General features: G+C 41.4%; 1 protein-coding gene. It reads right to left on the bottom strand.

Annotated features, from left to right (window positions below):
• Positions 1-192: 192 nt before the first annotated feature.
• Positions 193-19392, bottom strand: coding sequence for a Calx-beta domain-containing protein (locus AC2GW8_RS15170; protein ID WP_440880724.1), 19200 nt, complete (start codon positions 19390-19392; stop codon positions 193-195).
• Positions 19393-19425 lie beyond the last annotated feature (33 nt).

The following is a 19425-nucleotide window of genomic DNA, read 5'->3' as shown; positions in this document are numbered from 1 at the left end:
ACTATACCTTTAGACTAAACTTCTTTTTAAGATGTTAAACAGAATATCGTTAATAATGACCAATTCATCTAGCATGTAGTATAGGAGATTTAAATAAAATTAAGTGCATTTAAACAAATGATATGCTAAATGCACTTAATATAATTACATATGCTTTTAGTTATAATAACTAAAGAAAAACACTTTTATAATTTATTCCCTATTGATATATAGCCAACCAATCCTTGGACTAGCTCCAGTCCCTAAATCCAATACATAATAATAAGTACCTGATGGTAATTGCTTTTTTACTTGGATGCTAAATCGACCTGTAGATTCTCCCGACCAACTATTATCATATCGATTCTTGCTATAAACCAATACCCCCCAACGATTATAAATCTCTAATCGATTGTGCTTATAACGTTCCTCCCCTATACAAGAAATTACGAAGGTATCATTAGCACCATCACCATTGGGAGTAAACTCATTATAAACCGTCAAACATGGTAGTGTATCTGGGTCTAAATAATCTGGAGTTCCATCTTCATCTGTATCCAATGCATCCTCTGGACCTCCATCGCCATTTTGATCTGCTGACTCATCAATCGTGGCTATACCATCACCATCATCGTCGATATCTAAATAGTCGGGAAGTCCATCGCCATCACTATCGTCGTTACTTAAATTACCATCGCCATCAACATCTTCTAAAATCGTTAAAATACCATCATCATCATCATCGATATCTTGGTAATCTGGTAAACCATCACCATCAAAATCTGGAGTATCTGGCACATCTCCATTAGTATCAGGATCTACTGAGTCTAACATACCATCGCCATCACTGTCAAGGAAAGTATCTAGTATACCATCACCATCAAGATCCAATAATGGATCACTGCCTCCTTCTTGTAAATCCGTAACGCCATCATCATCACTATCTATATCCTGATAATCTGGAATACCATCAGTATCTGTATCTGGAATACGAGGACGCATACCTCCTCGATTCGGATCTACAACGTCAGCTAAACCATCGCCATCAGTATCACTTTGATCATCGATAACACCATCTCCATCAATATCTAATGATATATCTGTACCACTTTCTACTAAATCTGAAATACCATCATTATCGCTATCTAAATCTTGAAAATCAGGTCTACCATCTCCATCTGTATCATCTAATATTGTTTTGCTTCCTGCATTAATATCGCTATCGTCAGCATCAGCTGTATCGATAATTCCATCATTGTCAGCATCAAGCAAGCTATCTAATACACCATCTCCATCAACATCAACAATACTAGCGTTTTGTCCACTTTCTACTAAATCTAAAACTCCGTCTCCATCACTATCTAAATCTAAATGATCTGGAATTCCATCATTATCAGTATCTCTATTTTCGTCTCCTAATTGTTCTACAACATCCAAAATACCATCATTATCATCATCCAAATCATATAAATCTTCTATGCCATCGCCATCTGTATCCGTTGTCAAGGCATCTCCAAAGCCATCCAAGCCATCAACTACATCTGCTATTCCGTCACCATCACTGTCGGTTTGGTCATCAATAACACCATCACCATCTACGTCTAAACTTCCTGACAAAGCATCATTATTTGGTTCTTGAGTGTCGGGAGTACCATCATTATCTTCATCTGGTAAATTGGTACCATCGACCAAATTGTCTGTATCTATTTGACCATCATTGTTAGTATCAGCTCCGCCTGCTTCAATAACATCATTAATTCCGTCGCCATCACTATCTAAATCTTGATAATCTGGAACTCCATCACCATCAGTATCAGGAGTACTGGAAACTGTGCCTCCATTATCTGAATCAACCAAATCGGGTAAGCCATCATTATCACTATCTGTTTGATCATCAATAACACCATCATTATTAGCATCCAAATTAGAATCTCCTCCTCCTTCTACTAAATCAGAAATACCATCATTATCACTATCCAAATCTTGGTAATCAGGAACTCCATCACCATCAGTATCGTCAGGATTCGTTCTATCATCTCCTACTTCTACGCTAGTTAAAATACCATCACCATCATCATCGATATCTAATACATCTAATATTCCATCACCATCCTGATCATCAGGACCACTGCCGTCACCATTCGAATCGTATTCATCAGCATTACTAATACCATCACCATCACAGTCTGCTGTTCCTATAGCAAATGGATCTGGCATACAAGAATCATTAGGCATAACATCCAAAATATCACAAGTACCATCACCATCACTGTCTGTATTGTCTGGAATACATGGATTACTTGGATCTGGATCTATTACATCACAGACCCCATCACCATCTGCATCTGTGTTATCTGGAATACATGGGTCTGTTATATCGGGATCTACTGTATCGCAAACACCATCCATATCTTCATCATGACTATTGGGAATACATGGATTACCTGGATCTGGATCTATTACATCACAGACCCCATCATTATCAGCATCTGTATTATTTGGAACACATGGATCTGTGGGATCTGGATCAACTGTATCACAAACGCCATCCATATCTTCATCGTTACTATTTGGAATACAAGGATCACTCGGGTTTGGATCTATGACATCACAAATACCATCACCATCACTATCGGCGCTATCAGGCACACAAGGTTCTGTTATATCGGGATCTATAGTATCGCAAACACCATCCATATCTTCATCATGACTATTTGGGATACATGGATTACCTGGATCTGGATCAACCGTATCACAAACACCATCTGCATCGGCATCTGTATTATCGGGTATACAGGGATCATTTGGATCTGGATCAACCGTATCACAAACGCCATCACCATCTGCATCGGTAGCATCTGGTATACAGGGATCGCTTGGATCTGGATCAACCGTATCACAAACACCATCACCATCGCTATCTGGAGCTCCTACAGGACAGGGGTCAGTGACTATCGGATCAACAACATCACAAATGCCATCACCATCTATATCACTTCCATTAGGAATGCAGGGATCATTTGGATTTGGATCAACCGTATCACAAACGCCGTCACCATCGGCATCTGTAGCATTCGGTATACAGGGATCACTTGGATCTGGATCAACCGTATCACAAACGCCATCATTATCAGCATCAACTGAATTCGGATCACATGACTCATTTGGATTTGGGTCTATCGTATCACAGATTCCATCGCCATCTGCATCCCTGGCATCTGGAATACAGGGATCTGTGGGATTGGGATCTACAGTATCACAATAACCATCACCATCACTATCTGCACTATCTGAATCACATGGATCATTCGGATTCGGATCTATGGTATCACAAACGCCATCACCATCAGCATCTGTAGCATCTGGTATACAGGGATCAGTGGGATTCGGGTCTATAGTATCACAATAACCATCACCATCTTCATCCATAGAATTTGGATTACATGGATCATTGGGATTTGGGTCTATCGTATCACAAACGCCATCACCATCAGCATCTGTCGCATCTGGTATACATGGATCTGTGGGATTTGGATCTACCGTGTCACAATAACCATCGCCATCTTCATCTAATGAATTGGGATTACATGGATCACTTGGATTTGGATCTATAATATCACAAACGCCATCGCCATCACTATCTGCTCCATTGGGAACGCATGGATTTGTTGGGTTAGGATCAACACTATCGCATATCCCGTCGCCATCGCTATCTAAATCAAGAGAGCTACAAGGTGTTACAACTTCTGGATCTACAGTATCACAAACGCCATCGCCATCGGCATCTATAGCGTCTGGAATACACGGATCATTGGGACCTGGATCAACAGTATCACAATAACCATCGCCATCACTATCAGTCGCATCTGGTATACACGGATCATTGGGACCTGGATCAACAATATCACAATAACCATCACCATCTGTGTCAGTACTTTTGGGAACACAAGAATCACTCGGGTTTGGATCTACCGTGTCACAAACGCCATCATTATCAGCATCGGTATTATCAGGAACGCAAGGATCTGTAGGATTTGGATCTATCGTATCACAAACGCCATCATTATCAGCATCCGTACTATCTGGTATACAAGGATCACTCGGATTCGGATCTACTGTATCACAATAACCGTCACCATCGGCATCGGTAGCATCTGGTATACAGGGATCGCTTGGATTCGGATCTACTGTATCACATACACCGTCATTGTCAGCATCGGTATTGTCAGGAATACATGGATCACTTGGATCTGGATCAACCGTATCACAAACGCCATCATTATCAGCATCGGTATTATCGGGAATACAAGGATCATTGGGACCTGGATCTATAGCATCACAATAACCATCGCCATCAGTATCTGTTGAATCTGGTAAACATGGATTGTTTACATCATTATCTGTAATTGTTCCTCCACCAACTAAATCTGTCATAGTTATCGCCTCGGGACTTGGGGAACCTATAAAAACATTACTCAATAAGACTTCATAAGTTTCTGTTGTCTCATAAACATTATTGTCAATAGTTGTTATTGGAATAATAACTGTTGTACTTCCTTCAGGTATTGTATAACTTACATTGATTTGTTGTAAATAATCGGTTCCAAATGTAGCAGTTAAATCATTGGTTGAAACATCAAACGTTACATCGTACTGCGATGCATTACTTAAAGTAGCCGTAAAGTTTGCTATACTTCCTTCGGCAACTGTAATATCATCGATACTAATCGTTGGAGCATTATCACCTAAATCGGTAATCGTTCCGGATCCTACCAAGTCAGTTGTTGTAATGGCCTCTGCTGGAGTTGAACCAATACTTACATTACTCATCGTAACAGTATAGGTCTCATTGGTTGGCTCATACGTAGTATCATTGATCGTTACCACCGGAATCATTACAGTGGTACTTCCTGCTAGAATCGTATAACGTACACTACTTTGTGATGTATAATCATCGCTTGCGGTGGCCGAGCCATCACTCGTGCTTACATCAAAAGTAACATCATATTGGGAGGGGTTGCTTAAGGTAGCCGTAAAGTTTGCTGTACTTCCTTCGGCAACTGTAATATCATCGATACTAATCGTTGGAGCACTATCACCTAAATCGGTAATCGTTCCGGCTCCTACTAAGTCAGTTGTTGTAATAGCCTCTGCTGGAGTTGAACCAATACTCACGTTACTCATCGTAACAGTATAGGTCTCATTGGTTGGCTCGTAGGTAGTGTCATCAGTCGTTACTACCGGAATCGTTACTGTGGTACTTCCGGCTAAAATCGTATAAAGTACACTACTTTGTGATGTATAATCATCGCCTGCGGTGGCCGAGCCATCACTCGTGCTTACATCAAAAGTAACATCATACTGAGCAGCATTACTTAAAGTAGCCGTAAAGTTTGCTGTACTTCCTTCGGCAACTGTAATATCATCGATACTAATCGTTGGAGCACTATCACCTAAATCGGTAATCGTTCCGGATCCTACCAAGTCCGTTGTTGTAATGGCCTCTGCTGGAGTTGAACCAATACTCACGTTACTCATCGTAACAGTATAGGTCTCATTAGTTGGCTCATAGGTAGTATCATTAATCGTTACCACCGGAATCGTTACTGTGGTACTTCCGGCTAAAATCGTATAACGTACACTACTTTGTGATGTATAATCATCGCCTGCGGTGGCAAAGCCATCACTCGTGCTTACATCAAAAGTAACATCATATTGTGAAGGATGACTTAAGGTAGCCGTAAAGTTTGCTGTACTTCCTTCGGCAACTGCAATATCATCGATACTAATCGTTGGAGCACTATCACCTAAATCGGTAATCGTTCCGGATCCTACCAAATCTGTCGTGGTAATGGCCTCTGCTGGAGTTGAACCAATACTCACGTTACTCATCGTAACAGTATAGGTCTCATTGGTTGGCTCATAGGTAGTGTCATTGATCGTTACCACCGGAATCGTTACTGTGGTACTTCCGGCTAAAATCGTATAAAGTACACTACTTTGTGATGTATAATCATCGCCTGCGGTGGCCGAGCCATCACTCGTACTTACATCAAAAGTAACATCATATTGTGAAGGATGACTTAAGGTAGCCGTAAAGTTTGCTGTACTTCCTTCGGCAACTGTAATATCATCGATACTAATCGTTGGAGCACTATCACCTAAATCGGTAATCGTTCCGGATCCTACCAAGTCAGTTGTTGTAATGGCCTCTGCTGGAGTTGAACCAATACTCACGTTACTCATCGTAACAGTATAGGTCTCATTAGTTGGCTCGTAGGTAGTATCATTGATCGTTACCACCGGAATCGTTACTACGGTACTTCCGGCTGGAATCGTATAACGTACACTACTTTGGGCTGTATAATCATCGCCTGCGGTGGCCGAGCCATCACTCGTACTTACATCAAAAGTAACATCATATTGTGAAGGATGACTTAAGGTAGCCGTAAAGTTTGCTGTACTTCCTTCGGCAACTGTAATATCATCGATACTAATCGTTGGAGCACTATCGCCTAAATCGGTAATCGTTCCGGATCCTACCAAGTCCGTTGTTGTAATGGCCTCTGCTGGAGTTGAACCAATACTTACATTACTCATCGTAACAGTATAGATCTCATTAGTTGGCTCGTAGGTAGTGTCATCAATCGTTACCACCGGAATCGTTACTGTGGTACTTCCGGCTAAAATCGTATAAAGTACACTACTTTGAGCCGTATAATCATCGCCTGCGGTGGCCGAGCCATCACTAGTGCTTACATCAAAAGTAACATCATATTGGGAGGGATGACTTAAAGTAGCCGTAAAGTTTGCTATACTTCCTTCGGCAACTGTAATATCATCGATACTAATCGTTGGAGCACTATCGCCTAAATCGGTAATCGTTCCGGATCCTACCAAGTCAGTTGTTGTAATGGCCTCTGCTGGAGTTGAACCAATACTCACGTTACTCATCGTAACAGTATAGGTCTCATTGGTTGGCTCGTAGGTAGTATCATTAATCGTTACAACTGGAATCGTAACCGTGGTACTTCCTGCGGTAATTGTATATATCTGACTCGTTTGTGACGTATAATCATCGCTTGCAGTGGCCGAGCCATCACTCGTACTTACATCAAAAGTAACATCATATTGGGAGGGATGACTTAAAGTAGCCGTAAAGTTTGCTGTACTTCCTTCGGCAACTGCAATATCATCGATACTAATCGTTGGAGCACTATCACCTAAGTCGGTAATCGTTCCGGATCCTACCAAGTCCGTTGTTGTAATGGCCTCTGCTGGAGTTGAACCAATACTCACGTTACTCATCGTAACAGTATAGGTCTCATTAGTTGGCTCGTAGGTAGTATCATTAATCGTTACCACCGGAATCGTTACTGTGGTACTTCCGGCTGGAATCGTATAAAGAACACTACTTTGTGATGTATAATCATCGCCTGCGGTGGCCGAGCCATCACTAGTGCTTACATCAAAAGTAACATCATATTGGGAGGGGTTGCTTAAGGTAGCCGTAAAGTTTGCTGTACTTCCTTCGGCAACTGTAATATCATCGATACTAATCGTTGGAGCACTATCACCTAAATCGGTAATCGTTCCGGATCCTACCAAGTCAGTTGTTGTAATGGCCTCTGCTGGAGTTGAACCAATACTCACGTTACTCATCGTAACAGTATAGGTCTCATTGGTTGGCTCGTAGGTAGTATCATTGATCGTTACCACCGGAATCGTTACTACTGTACTTCCGGCTGGAATCGTATAACGTACACTACTTTGGGCTGTATAATCATCGCCTGCGGTGGCCGAGCCATCACTAGTGCTTACATCAAAAGTAACATCATATTGTGAAGGATGACTTAAGGTAGCCGTAAAGTTTGCTGTACTTCCTTCGGCAACTGTAATATCATCGATACTAATCGTTGGAGCACTATCGCCTAAATCGGTAATCGTTCCGGATCCTACCAAGTCCGTTGTTGTAATGGCCTCTGCTGGAGTTGAACCAATACTTACATTACTCATCGTAACAGTATAGATCTCATTAGTTGGCTCGTAGGTAGTGTCATCAATCGTTACCACCGGAATCGTTACTGTGGTACTTCCGGCTAAAATCGTATAAAGTACACTACTTTGAGCCGTATAATCATCGCCTGCGGTGGCCGAGCCATCACTCGTGCTTACATCAAAAGTAACATCATACTGAGCAGCATTACTTAAAGTAGCCGTAAAGTTTGCTGTACTTCCTTCGGCAACTGTAATATCATCGATACTAATCGTTGGAGCACTATCACCTAAATCGGTAATCGTTCCGGATCCTACCAAGTCCGTTGTTGTAATGGCCTCTGCTGGAGTTGAACCAATACTTACATTACTCATCGTAACAGTATAGGTCTCATCAGTTGGCTCGTAGGTAGTATCATTGATCGTTACCACCGGAATCGTTACTGTGGTACTTCCGGCTAAAATCGTATAAAGTACACTACTTTGTGATGTATAATCATCGACTGCGGTGGCCGAGCCATCACTCGTGCTTACATCAAAAGTAACATCATATTGGGAAGGATGACTTAAGGTAGCCGTAAAGTTTGCTGTACTTCCTTCGGCAACTGTAATATCATCGATACTAATCGTTGGAGCACTATCGCCTAAATCGGTAATCGTTCCGGATCCTACCAAGTCCGTTGTTGTAATGGCCTCTGCTGGAGTTGAACCAATACTCACATTACTCATCGTAACAGTATAGGTCTCATCAGTTGGCTCGTAGGTAGTATCATTGATCGTTACCACCGGAATCGTTACTGTGGTACTTCCGGCTAAAATCGTATAAAGTACACTACTTTGTGATGAATAATCATCGCCTGCGGTGGCCGAGCCATCACTCGTACTTACATCAAAAGTAACATCATACTGAGCAGCATTACTTAAAGTAGCCGTAAAGTTTGCTGTACTTCCTTCGGCAACTGTAATATCATCGATACTAATCGTTGGAGCACTATCGCCTAAATCGGTAATCGTTCCGGATCCTACCAAGTCAGTTGTTGTAATGGCCTCTGCTGGAGTTGAACCAATACTCACGTTACTCATCGTAACAGTATAGGTCTCATTAGTTGGCTCGTAGGTAGTGTCATTGATCGTTACCACCGGAATCGTTACTGTGGTACTTCCGGCTGGAATCGTATAAAGAACACTACTTTGGGCTGTATAATCATCGCCTGCGGTGGCCGAGCCATCACTCGTGCTTACATCAAAAGTAACATCATACTGAGCAGCATTACTTAAAGTAGCCGTAAAGTTTGCTGTACTTCCTTCGGCAACTGTAATATCATCGATACTAATCGTTGGAGCACTATCACCTAAATCGGTAATCGTTCCGGATCCTACCAAGTCCGTTGTTGTAATGGCCTCTGCTGGAGTTGAACCAATACTCACGTTACTCATCGTAACAGTATAGGTCTCATTAGTTGGCTCGTAGGTAGTATCATTGATCGTTACCACCGGAATCGTTACTGTGGTACTTCCGGCTAAAATCGTATAAAGAATACTACTTTGAGCTGTATAATCATCGCCTGCGGTGGCCGAGCCATCACTCGTACTTACATCAAAAGTAACATCGTACTGAGCAGCATTACTTAAAGTAGCCGTAAAGTTTGCTGTACTTCCTTCGGCAACTGTAATATCATCGATACTAATCGTTGGAGCACTATCACCTAAATCGGTAATCGTTCCGGATCCTACCAAGTCCGTTGTTGTAATGGCCTCTGCTGGAGTTGAACCAATACTCACGTTACTCATCGTAACAGTATAGGTCTCATTAGTTGGCTCGTAGGTAGTATCATTAATCGTTACCACCGGAATCGTTACTGTGGTACTTCCGGCTAAAATCGTATAACGTACACTACTTTGTGATGTATAATCATCGCCTGCGGTGGCCGAGCCATCACTCGTACTTACATCAAAAGTAACATCATACTGAGCAGCATTACTTAAAGTAGCCGTAAAGTTTGCTGTACTTCCTTCGGCAACTGTAATATCATCGATACTAATCGTTGGAGCACTATCGCCTAAATCGGTAATCGTTCCGGATCCTACCAAGTCCGTTGTTGTAATGGCCTCTGCTGGAGTTGAACCAATACTTACGTTACTCATCGTAACAGTATAGGTCTCATTGGTTGGCTCGTAGGTAGTATCATTAATCGTTACCACTGGAATCGTAACCGTGGTACTTCCTGCGGTAATTGTATATATCTGACTCGTTTGTGACGTATAATCATCGCTTGCAGTGGCCGAGCCATCACTCGTGCTTACATCAAAAGTAACATCATATTGGGAGGGATGACTTAAGGTAGCCGTAAAGTTTGCTGTACTTCCTTCGGCAACTGTAATATCATCGATACTAATCGTTGGAGCACTATCACCTAAATCGGTAATCGTTCCGGATCCTACCAAGTCCGTTGTTGTAATGGCCTCTGCTGGAGTTGAACCAATACTCACGTTACTCATCGTAACAGTATAGGTCTCATTAGTTGGCTCGTAGGTAGTATCATTGATCGTTACTACCGGAATCGTTACTGTGGTACTTCCGGCGGTAATTGTATATATCTGACTCGTTTGTGACGTATAATCATCGCCTGCGGTGGCCGAGCCATCACTCGTACTTACATCAAAAGTAACATCATATTGGGAGGGATTACTTAAAGTAGCCGTAAAGTTTGCTGTACTTCCTTCAGCAACTGTAATATCATCGATACTAATCGTTGGAGCACTATCACCTAAATCGGTAATCGTTCCGGATCCTACCAAATCTGTCGTGGTAATGGCCTCTGCTGGAGTTGAACCAATACTTACATTACTCATCGTAACAGTATAGGTCTCATTGGTTGGCTCGTAGGTAGTGTCATTGATCGTTACCACCGGAATCATCACTGTGGTACTTCCGGCTGGAATCGTATAACGTACACTACTTTGTGATGTATAATCATCGCCTGCGGTGGCCGAGCCATCACTCGTGCTTACATCAAAAGTAACATCATATTGGGAGGGATGACTTAAGGTAGCCGTAAAGTTTGCTGTACTTCCTTCGGCAACTGTAATATCATCGATACTAATCGTTGGAGCACTATCACCTAAATCGGTAATCGTTCCGGATCCTACCAAGTCCGTTGTTGTAATGACCTCTGCTGGAGTTGAACCAATACTCACGTTACTCATCGTAACAGTATAGGTCTCATTGGTTGGCTCGTAGGTAGTATCATTGATCGTTACCACCGGAATCGCTACTGTGGTACTTCCTGCTGGAATCGTATAACGTACACTACTTTGAGCTGTATAATCATCGCCTGCGGTGGCCGAGCCATCACTCGTGCTTACATCAAAAGTAACATCATATTGGGAGGGATGACTTAAAGTAGCCGTAAAGTTTGCTGTACTTCCTTCGGCAACTGTAATATCATCGATACTAATCGTTGGAGCACTATCGCCTAAATCGGTAATCGTTCCGGCTCCTACCAAATCTGTCGTGGTAATGGCCTCTGCTGAAGTTGAACCAATACTTACATTACTCATCGTAACAGTATAGGTCTCATTAGTTGGCTCGTAGGTAGTATCATTGATCGTTACCACCGGAATCGTTACTGTGGTACTTCCGGCTGGAATCGTATAACTTTGACTACTTTGAGCTGTATAATCATCGCCTGCGGTGGCCGAGCCATCACTCGTACTTACATCAAAAGTAACATCATACTGAGCAGCATTACTTAAAGTAGCCGTAAAGTTTGCTGTACTTCCTTCGGCAACTGTAATATCATCGATACTAATCGTTGGAGCACTATCGCCTAAATCGGTAATCGTTCCGGATCCTACCAAGTCAGTTGTTGTAATGGCCTCTGCTGGAGTTGAACCAATACTTACATTACTCATCGTAACAGTATAGCTCTCATTGGTTGGCTCGTAGGTAGTGTCATTGATCGTTACCACCGGAATCGTTACTGTCGTACTTCCTGCGGTAATTGTATATATCTGACTCGTTTGTGACGTATAATCATCGCCTGCGGTGGCCGAGCCATCACTCGTGCTTACATCAAAAGTAACATCATATTGTGAAGGATGACTTAAGGTAGCCGTAAAGTTTGCTGTACTTCCTTCGGCAACTGTAATATCATCGATACTAATCGTTGGAGCACTATCACCTAAATCGGTAATCGTTCCGGATCCTACCAAATCTGTCGTGGTAATGGCCTCTGCTGGAGTTGAACCAATACTCACGTTACTCATCGTAACAGTATAGGTCTCATTGGTTGGCTCGTAGGTAGTATCATTGATCGTTACTACCGGAATCGTTACTGTGGTACTTCCGGCTAAAATCGTATAACTTTGACTACTTTGTGATGTATAATCATCGCCTGCGGTGGCCGAGCCATCACTCGTGCTTACATCAAAAGTAACATCATATTGGGAGGGATGACTTAAAGTAGCCGTAAAGTTTACTGTACTTCCTTCGGCAACTGTAATATCATCGATACTAATCGTTGGAGCACTATCACCTAAATCGGTAATCGTTCCGGATCCTACCAAGTCAGTTGTTGTAATGGCCTCTACTGGAGTTGAACCAATACTCACGTTACTCATCGTAACAGTATAGGTCTCATTGGTTGGCTCATACGTACTATCATCAGTCGTTACCACCGGAATCGTTACTGTGGTACTTCCGGCTGGAATCGTATAAAGAATACTACTTTGAGCTGTATAATCATCGCCTGCGGTGGCCGAGCCATCACTCGTGCTTACATCAAAAGTAACATCATATTGGGAGGGATGACTTAAGGTAGCCGTAAAGTTTGCTGTACTTCCTTCGGCAACTGTAATATCATCGATACTAATCGTTGGAGCACTATCACCTAAATCGGTAATCGTTCCGGATCCTACCAAGTCAGTTGTTGTAATGGCCTCTGCTGGAGTTGAACCAATACTTACATTACTCATCGTAACAGTATAGGTCTCATTGGTTGGCTCGTAGGTAGTGTCATTGATCGTTACCACCGGAATCATTACTGTGGTACTTCCGGCTGGAATCGTATAACGTACACTACTTTGTGATGTATAATCATCGCCTGCGGTGGCCGAGCCATCACTCGTGCTTACATCAAAAGTAACATCATATTGGGAGGGATGACTTAAGGTAGCCGTAAAGTTTGCTATACTTCCTTCGGCAACTGTAATATCATCGATACTAATCGTTGGAGCACTATCACCTAAATCGGTAATCGTTCCGGATCCTACCAAGTCAGTTGTTGTAATAGCCTCTGCTGGAGTTGAACCAATACTTACATTACTCATCGTAACAGTATAGGTCTCATCAGTTGGCTCATACGTAGTATCATTGATCGTTACCACCGGAATCGTTACTGTGGTACTTCCTGCGGTAATTGTATATATCTGACTCGTTTGTGACGTATAATCATCGCCTGCGGTGGCCGAGCCATCACTCGTGCTTACATCAAAAGTAACATCATATTGGGAGGGATGACTTAAGGTAGCCGTAAAGTTTGCTGTACTTCCTTCGGCAACTGTAATATCATCGATACTAATCGTTGGAGCACTATCACCTAAATCGGTAATCGTTCCGGATCCTACCAAGTCAGTTGTTGTAATGGCCTCTGCTGGAGTTGAACCAATACTTACGTTACTCATTGTAACAGTATAGGTCTCATTGGTTGGCTCGTAGGTAGTGTCATTGATCGTTACCACCGGAATCGTTACTGTGGTACTTCCGGCTGGAATCGTATAACGTACACTACTTTGGGCTGTATAATCATCGCCTGCGGTGGCCGAGCCATCACTCGTGCTTACATCAAAAGTAACATCATATTGGGAGGGATGACTTAAGGTAGCCGTAAAGTTTGCTGTACTTCCTTCGGCAACTGTAATATCATCGATACTAATCGTTGGAGCACTATCACCTAAATCGGTAATCGTTCCGGATCCTACCAAGTCCGTTGTTGTAATGGCCTCTGCTAGAGTTGAACCAATACTCACGTTACTCATCGTAACAGTATAGGTCTCATTAGTTGGCTCATACGTACTATCATCAGTCGTTGCTACTGGAATAATTACCGTAGTACTTCCTGCTGGAATCGTATAACGTACACTACTTTGGGCTGTATAATCATCGCCTGCGGTGGCCGAGCCATCACTCGTGCTTACATCAAAAGTAACATCATATTGGGAGGGATGACTTAAGGTAGCCGTAAAGTTTGCTGTACTTCCTTCGGCAACTGTAATATCATCGATACTAATCGTTGGAGCATTATCACCTAAATCGGTAATCGTTCCGGATCCTACCAAATCTGTCGTGGTAATGGCCTCTGCTGGAGTTGAACCAATACTTACGTTACTCATCGTAACAGTATAGGTCTCATTGGTTGGCTCGTAGGTAGTGTCATTGATCGTTACCACCGGAATCGTTACTGTGGTACTTCCGGCTGGAATCGTATAACGTACACTACTTTGGGCTGTATAATCATCGCCTGCGGTGGCCGAGCCATCACTCGTGCTTACATCAAAAGTAACATCATATTGGGAGGGATGACTTAAGGTAGCCGTAAAGTTTGCTGTACTTCCTTCGGCAACTGTAATATCATCGATACTAATCGTTGGAGCACTATCACCTAAATCGGTAATCGTTCCGGATCCTACCAAGTCCGTTGTTGTAATGGCCTCTGCTAGAGTTGAACCAATACTCACGTTACTCATCGTAACAGTATAGGTCTCATTAGTTGGCTCATACGTACTATCATCAGTCGTTGCTACTGGAATAATTACCGTAGTACTTCCTACTGGAATCGTATAACGTACACTACTTTGTGATGTATAATCATCGCCTGCGGTGGCCGAGCCATCACTCGTGCTTACATCAAAAGTAACATCATATTGGGAGGGATGACTTAAGGTAGCCGTAAAGTTTGCTGTACTTCCTTCGGCAACTGTAATATCATCGATACTAATCGTTGGAGCACTATCACCTAAATCGGTAATCGTTCCGGATCCTACCAAGTCCGTTGTTGTAATGGCCTCTGCTGGAGTTGAACCAATACTTACATTACTCATCGTAACAGTATAGGTCTCATCAGTTGGCTCGTAGGTAGTATCATTGATCGTTACCACCGGAATCGTTACTGTGGTACTTCCGGCTAAAATCGTATAAAGTACACTACTTTGTGATGTATAATCATCGACTGCGGTGGCCGAGCCATCACTCGTGCTTACATCAAAAGTAACATCATATTGGGAAGGATGACTTAAGGTAGCCGTAAAGTTTGCTGTACTTCCTTCGGCAACTGTAATATCATCGATACTAATCGTTGGAGCACTATCGCCTAAATCGGTAATCGTTCCGGATCCTACCAAGTCCGTTGTTGTAATGGCCTCTGCTGGAGTTGAACCAATACTCACATTACTCATCGTAACAGTATAGGTCTCATTAGTTGGCTCGTAGGTAGTATCATTGATCGTTACCACCGGAATCGTTACTGTGGTACTTCCGGCTAAAATCGTATAAAGTACACTACTTTGTGATGAATAATCATCGCCTGCGGTGGCCGAGCCATCACTCGTGCTTACATCAAAAGTAACATCATACTGAGCAGCATTACTTAAAGTAGCCGTAAAGTTTGCTGTACTTCCTTCGGCAACTGTAATATCATCGATACTAATCGTTGGAGCACTATCGCCTAAATCGGTAATCGTTCCGGATCCTACCAAGTCAGTTGTTGTAATGGCCTCTGCTGGAGTTGAACCAATACTCACGTTACTCATCGTAACAGTATAGGTCTCATTAGTTGGCTCATACGTACTATCATCAGTCGTTGCTACTGGAATAATTACCGTAGTACTTCCTGCTGGAATCGTATAACGTACACTACTTTGGGCTGTATAATCATCGCCTGCGGTGGCCGAGCCATCACTCGTGCTTACATCAAAAGTAACATCATATTGGGAGGGATGACTTAAGGTAGCCGTAAAGTTTGCTGTACTTCCTTCGGCAACTGCAATATCATCGATACTAATCGTTGGAGCATTATCACCTAAATCGGTAATCGTTCCGGATCCTACCAAGTCAGTTGTTGTAATTAAAGTTCCCGTTCCTGTCTGAACATTACTCAATGTTACTGTATACGTTTCATTCGTTGGTTCATACGTACTATCATTAGTTGTTACTACTGGAATCGTTACCGTAGTATTTCCTGCGGTAATCGTGTAACTTTGACTCGTTTGTGATGTGTAATCACTTCCTCCCATTGCCGTGCCATCACTCGTAGTTACATCAAAAGTAACATCACAGGCTATCGCTTGACTTATGGTAGCTGTAAAGTTTGCGGTGGTTCCTTCTGCAACTGTATTATCATCAATGCTAATCGTCGGAACTGAATCTGCGGTAATTTGTACAATATTGCTTAAGGCGGTACAAGTAACTCCATTAAGTAAAGAAGATACTTCTCTTCTATACCACATGGTCTGAGTAAGCACTCCTGCATCATACGTGGCATTAGTAGCTCCTCCAATAGGTGTAAAGATAGATCCGTCGGTGCTACTTTCCCATTGATAACTCAAAGTTCCGCTTCCTGTGGAAGCTACTGTTTCTGTAAAGGCGACCGGATCATCTCCTAAACAAATTGTTTGATTTGATCCAACAGTTCCACCCGTTACATCATTAATAATTAAAGTAGCTTCCGAAGTCGTTACACTAGCACATCCGTTTTTTGTACTGGTTACTAACAATCTGTATTTATTATTCGAAGCTCCTACCAAAGGATTCGTTAAAGTTAAACTTGCTGTTGTTGCATTGCTATAAATTCCTCCGTTAGGAATATTAGTCCATGAGCTACTAGTATTTAATTGTTCTTGCCATTGATATACTAAATCTGCAGTATTGGGTGTACTTCCACTATAATCTGGTATGGTTGTCGGTGCTGTACCTGTAAATGTCGTTGTACTTAAAGAGGAAGCTGCTCCCGTAAAGGTTACATTCTCACCTAAACAAATTGTAATGTCACTTGGTTCTAAATCAATTTCAAGAGTCGAAGCCTCTTTAACACCTTCAGTAATTCCTTGACCTTCGTCACCTCCTAGATCGGCAACTCCTCCTGAACTCACTAAATTAGGAACTCCGTCTGTATGGCCATCGATCGCAATAGCTATTCTTCCATTTGAATCTAAATCAGATTCTTTAACCTCCTCATCAGCCTCAATGGCATCATAACAACCATCATTATCACTGTCCAAATCCAAATAATCTGGTGTTCCATCTATATCCGAATCAGGACAATATACTTCATCAGCTGTAAACCTAAATCCTTCTTTTGCTGCACCTCCAATAGCTGAAATAGTAAATTCAGTAGCTCCCACAGGAAATACGATATACCATTCTAATAAATTATTACTCCATGCGCCACTTGATCTATCTCCTATATTTTGAGTAAAGCTTCCTCCATTAGAAATAAACTGTTCTCCTCCAGAAATCTGAGTCCCTTCTGGATCATAAATTTTAGCATTTCCATTACCACCAACCCAAGAAACTGTATATGTACTAAACCTAGAACCAAAAGAAGCTTCAAAATCTGAAGATATTTTATCTACAAAACCATACAATTTAAGTCTTATCTCTGATCCACTAGGGAGATCATTTATTTGAAATGTTGTTGTCAAATCCCATGGAGTTGTTCCTTCATAAACAAAATAAAGTTCATTTTTATCGGAAAGACCATTAGAAGTTATTGTATTTTGTCCACTATTAGATATTATCCAATTGGCTGTTCCTCCAGAATTAGCTAAAATAAAACTACCACTGGTTGATGACGCAACAGTAAAATTACTTGAACTAGAAGAACATTCTTCATCATCTAAAATTCCATCATTATCTGAATCTAAATCACAACTATCTGGTATAGAATCTGAATCTGAATCGATTCTATCATCATATCCATTACATAGATCAGAAATATTCGGAATAGTATCATTATCATCATCACATTGATTTCCTGTAATCATTGAATTTTGCGAACTAATATCATTTTGTCCACTACCAACAACTAAAGGTATTCCTGTTAGCAAATTTCCACCACCTGTCAAGCGTCCATTTTCATCAATATCTGATTGATTTAATGAATTGCTCCCCTCCAAAGAATCATAGCATCCATCATTATCAGAATCAAGGTCTAAATGATTCGGTATTAAATCTTGGTCATTATCATATACATCTGGTATACCATCATTATTTGCATCCGTATAATCGGTTACAGATCCATCACCAGTAAAACCATTATCAAAATTATCTTGCCAATTTACAATACCATCACCATCTTCATCACCATCAGGTTGATTCCCATGAGATTCTTCAATATCCAAAATTCCATCATCGTCGTCGTCCTGATCATTTAAATCTGGATTTCCATCACCGTCTTCATCACTACAATTTAATACACTAGCATAATCTGTACTTAAAATATAAAAATATGTAAATTCAGTACTTTTTCCTGCTTTTAAAGTACCAATATTGAATGCTATTGAGATCGCTTCATCTGCTGACAAGGATGCTCCTTCTGTATTGACCAGACCACTATCTGTACCATTCCAAATTGCTGATGGATCTCTGTTGGAAAAACCTCCATATGTAACTCGTGCTCTATCATCTGAAGCCATTATTGATACAACAGATCCATCTGGATCTGTTGCACCTCCTACCGCACCTTGTTCTGCCTTTACAACTGCTAATTTATCTAAGAAACTCGATGACTGAGCTTCAATTGTATTAGTTGTTGTATAATTTCCTGATAAAGTTTGATTATTGTCAGGATCAACATTGTGCATCCAATAAATATTTGTTAAATCTGTCGATGTTATGTTTGTTAAAGTAGTGGTCATTTTAATAAACAAACCGTTTTCTGTTAGTAAGTAAGATCTATGTATATTTATTCCCCCAATAGCTCCCTCCCATATGACTTCAGCGGCATTTTCTCCACAATAACTTATATTAGAGTTAACATAAGTAATTGCACCTCCTATTTGCTTTAAAGCATCACGTGTATTATTGTTATAAGCTATTGTATTAATCTCTAAAGCAAAGCCTTCCTCTGGACTACCTGGTATAAAATAATCTCCATCATAATTAATCCAACCATCTTTTGCAGGATTGGCTATGAAACCAAGCAATGACATCCTTGAATTGTGATATCCTGATGGCCTCGTTCCATTAGGTGCTCCAAAAGTTCCTCTATCTGATAACCCTGCTTCAATATAATTCCCTCTAAAATATGCATTAGCCCCAGCTTTTTGAGCATTTGGAATCTGAGAAAAAATACTGTTGGTAACTCCTAAAGAAATAAGTATATATATAAAAAATATATTTTGAGAGAGACGTATTATCATAAATTTTACATTTAACTACCATTATCCCCTTAA

The organism is Tenacibaculum profundi (assembly GCF_057162725.1).
The sequence above is the reverse complement of the archived record's forward strand: the minus strand, read 5'-3'. Positions and strand labels throughout refer to the sequence as shown.

What these genes read in the sequence shown, in the direction of transcription:
- AC2GW8_RS15170 (WP_440880724.1), bottom strand. Translation starts at nt 19,392, where the DNA reads ATGATAATACGTCTCTCTCAAAATATATTTTTTATATATATACTTATT.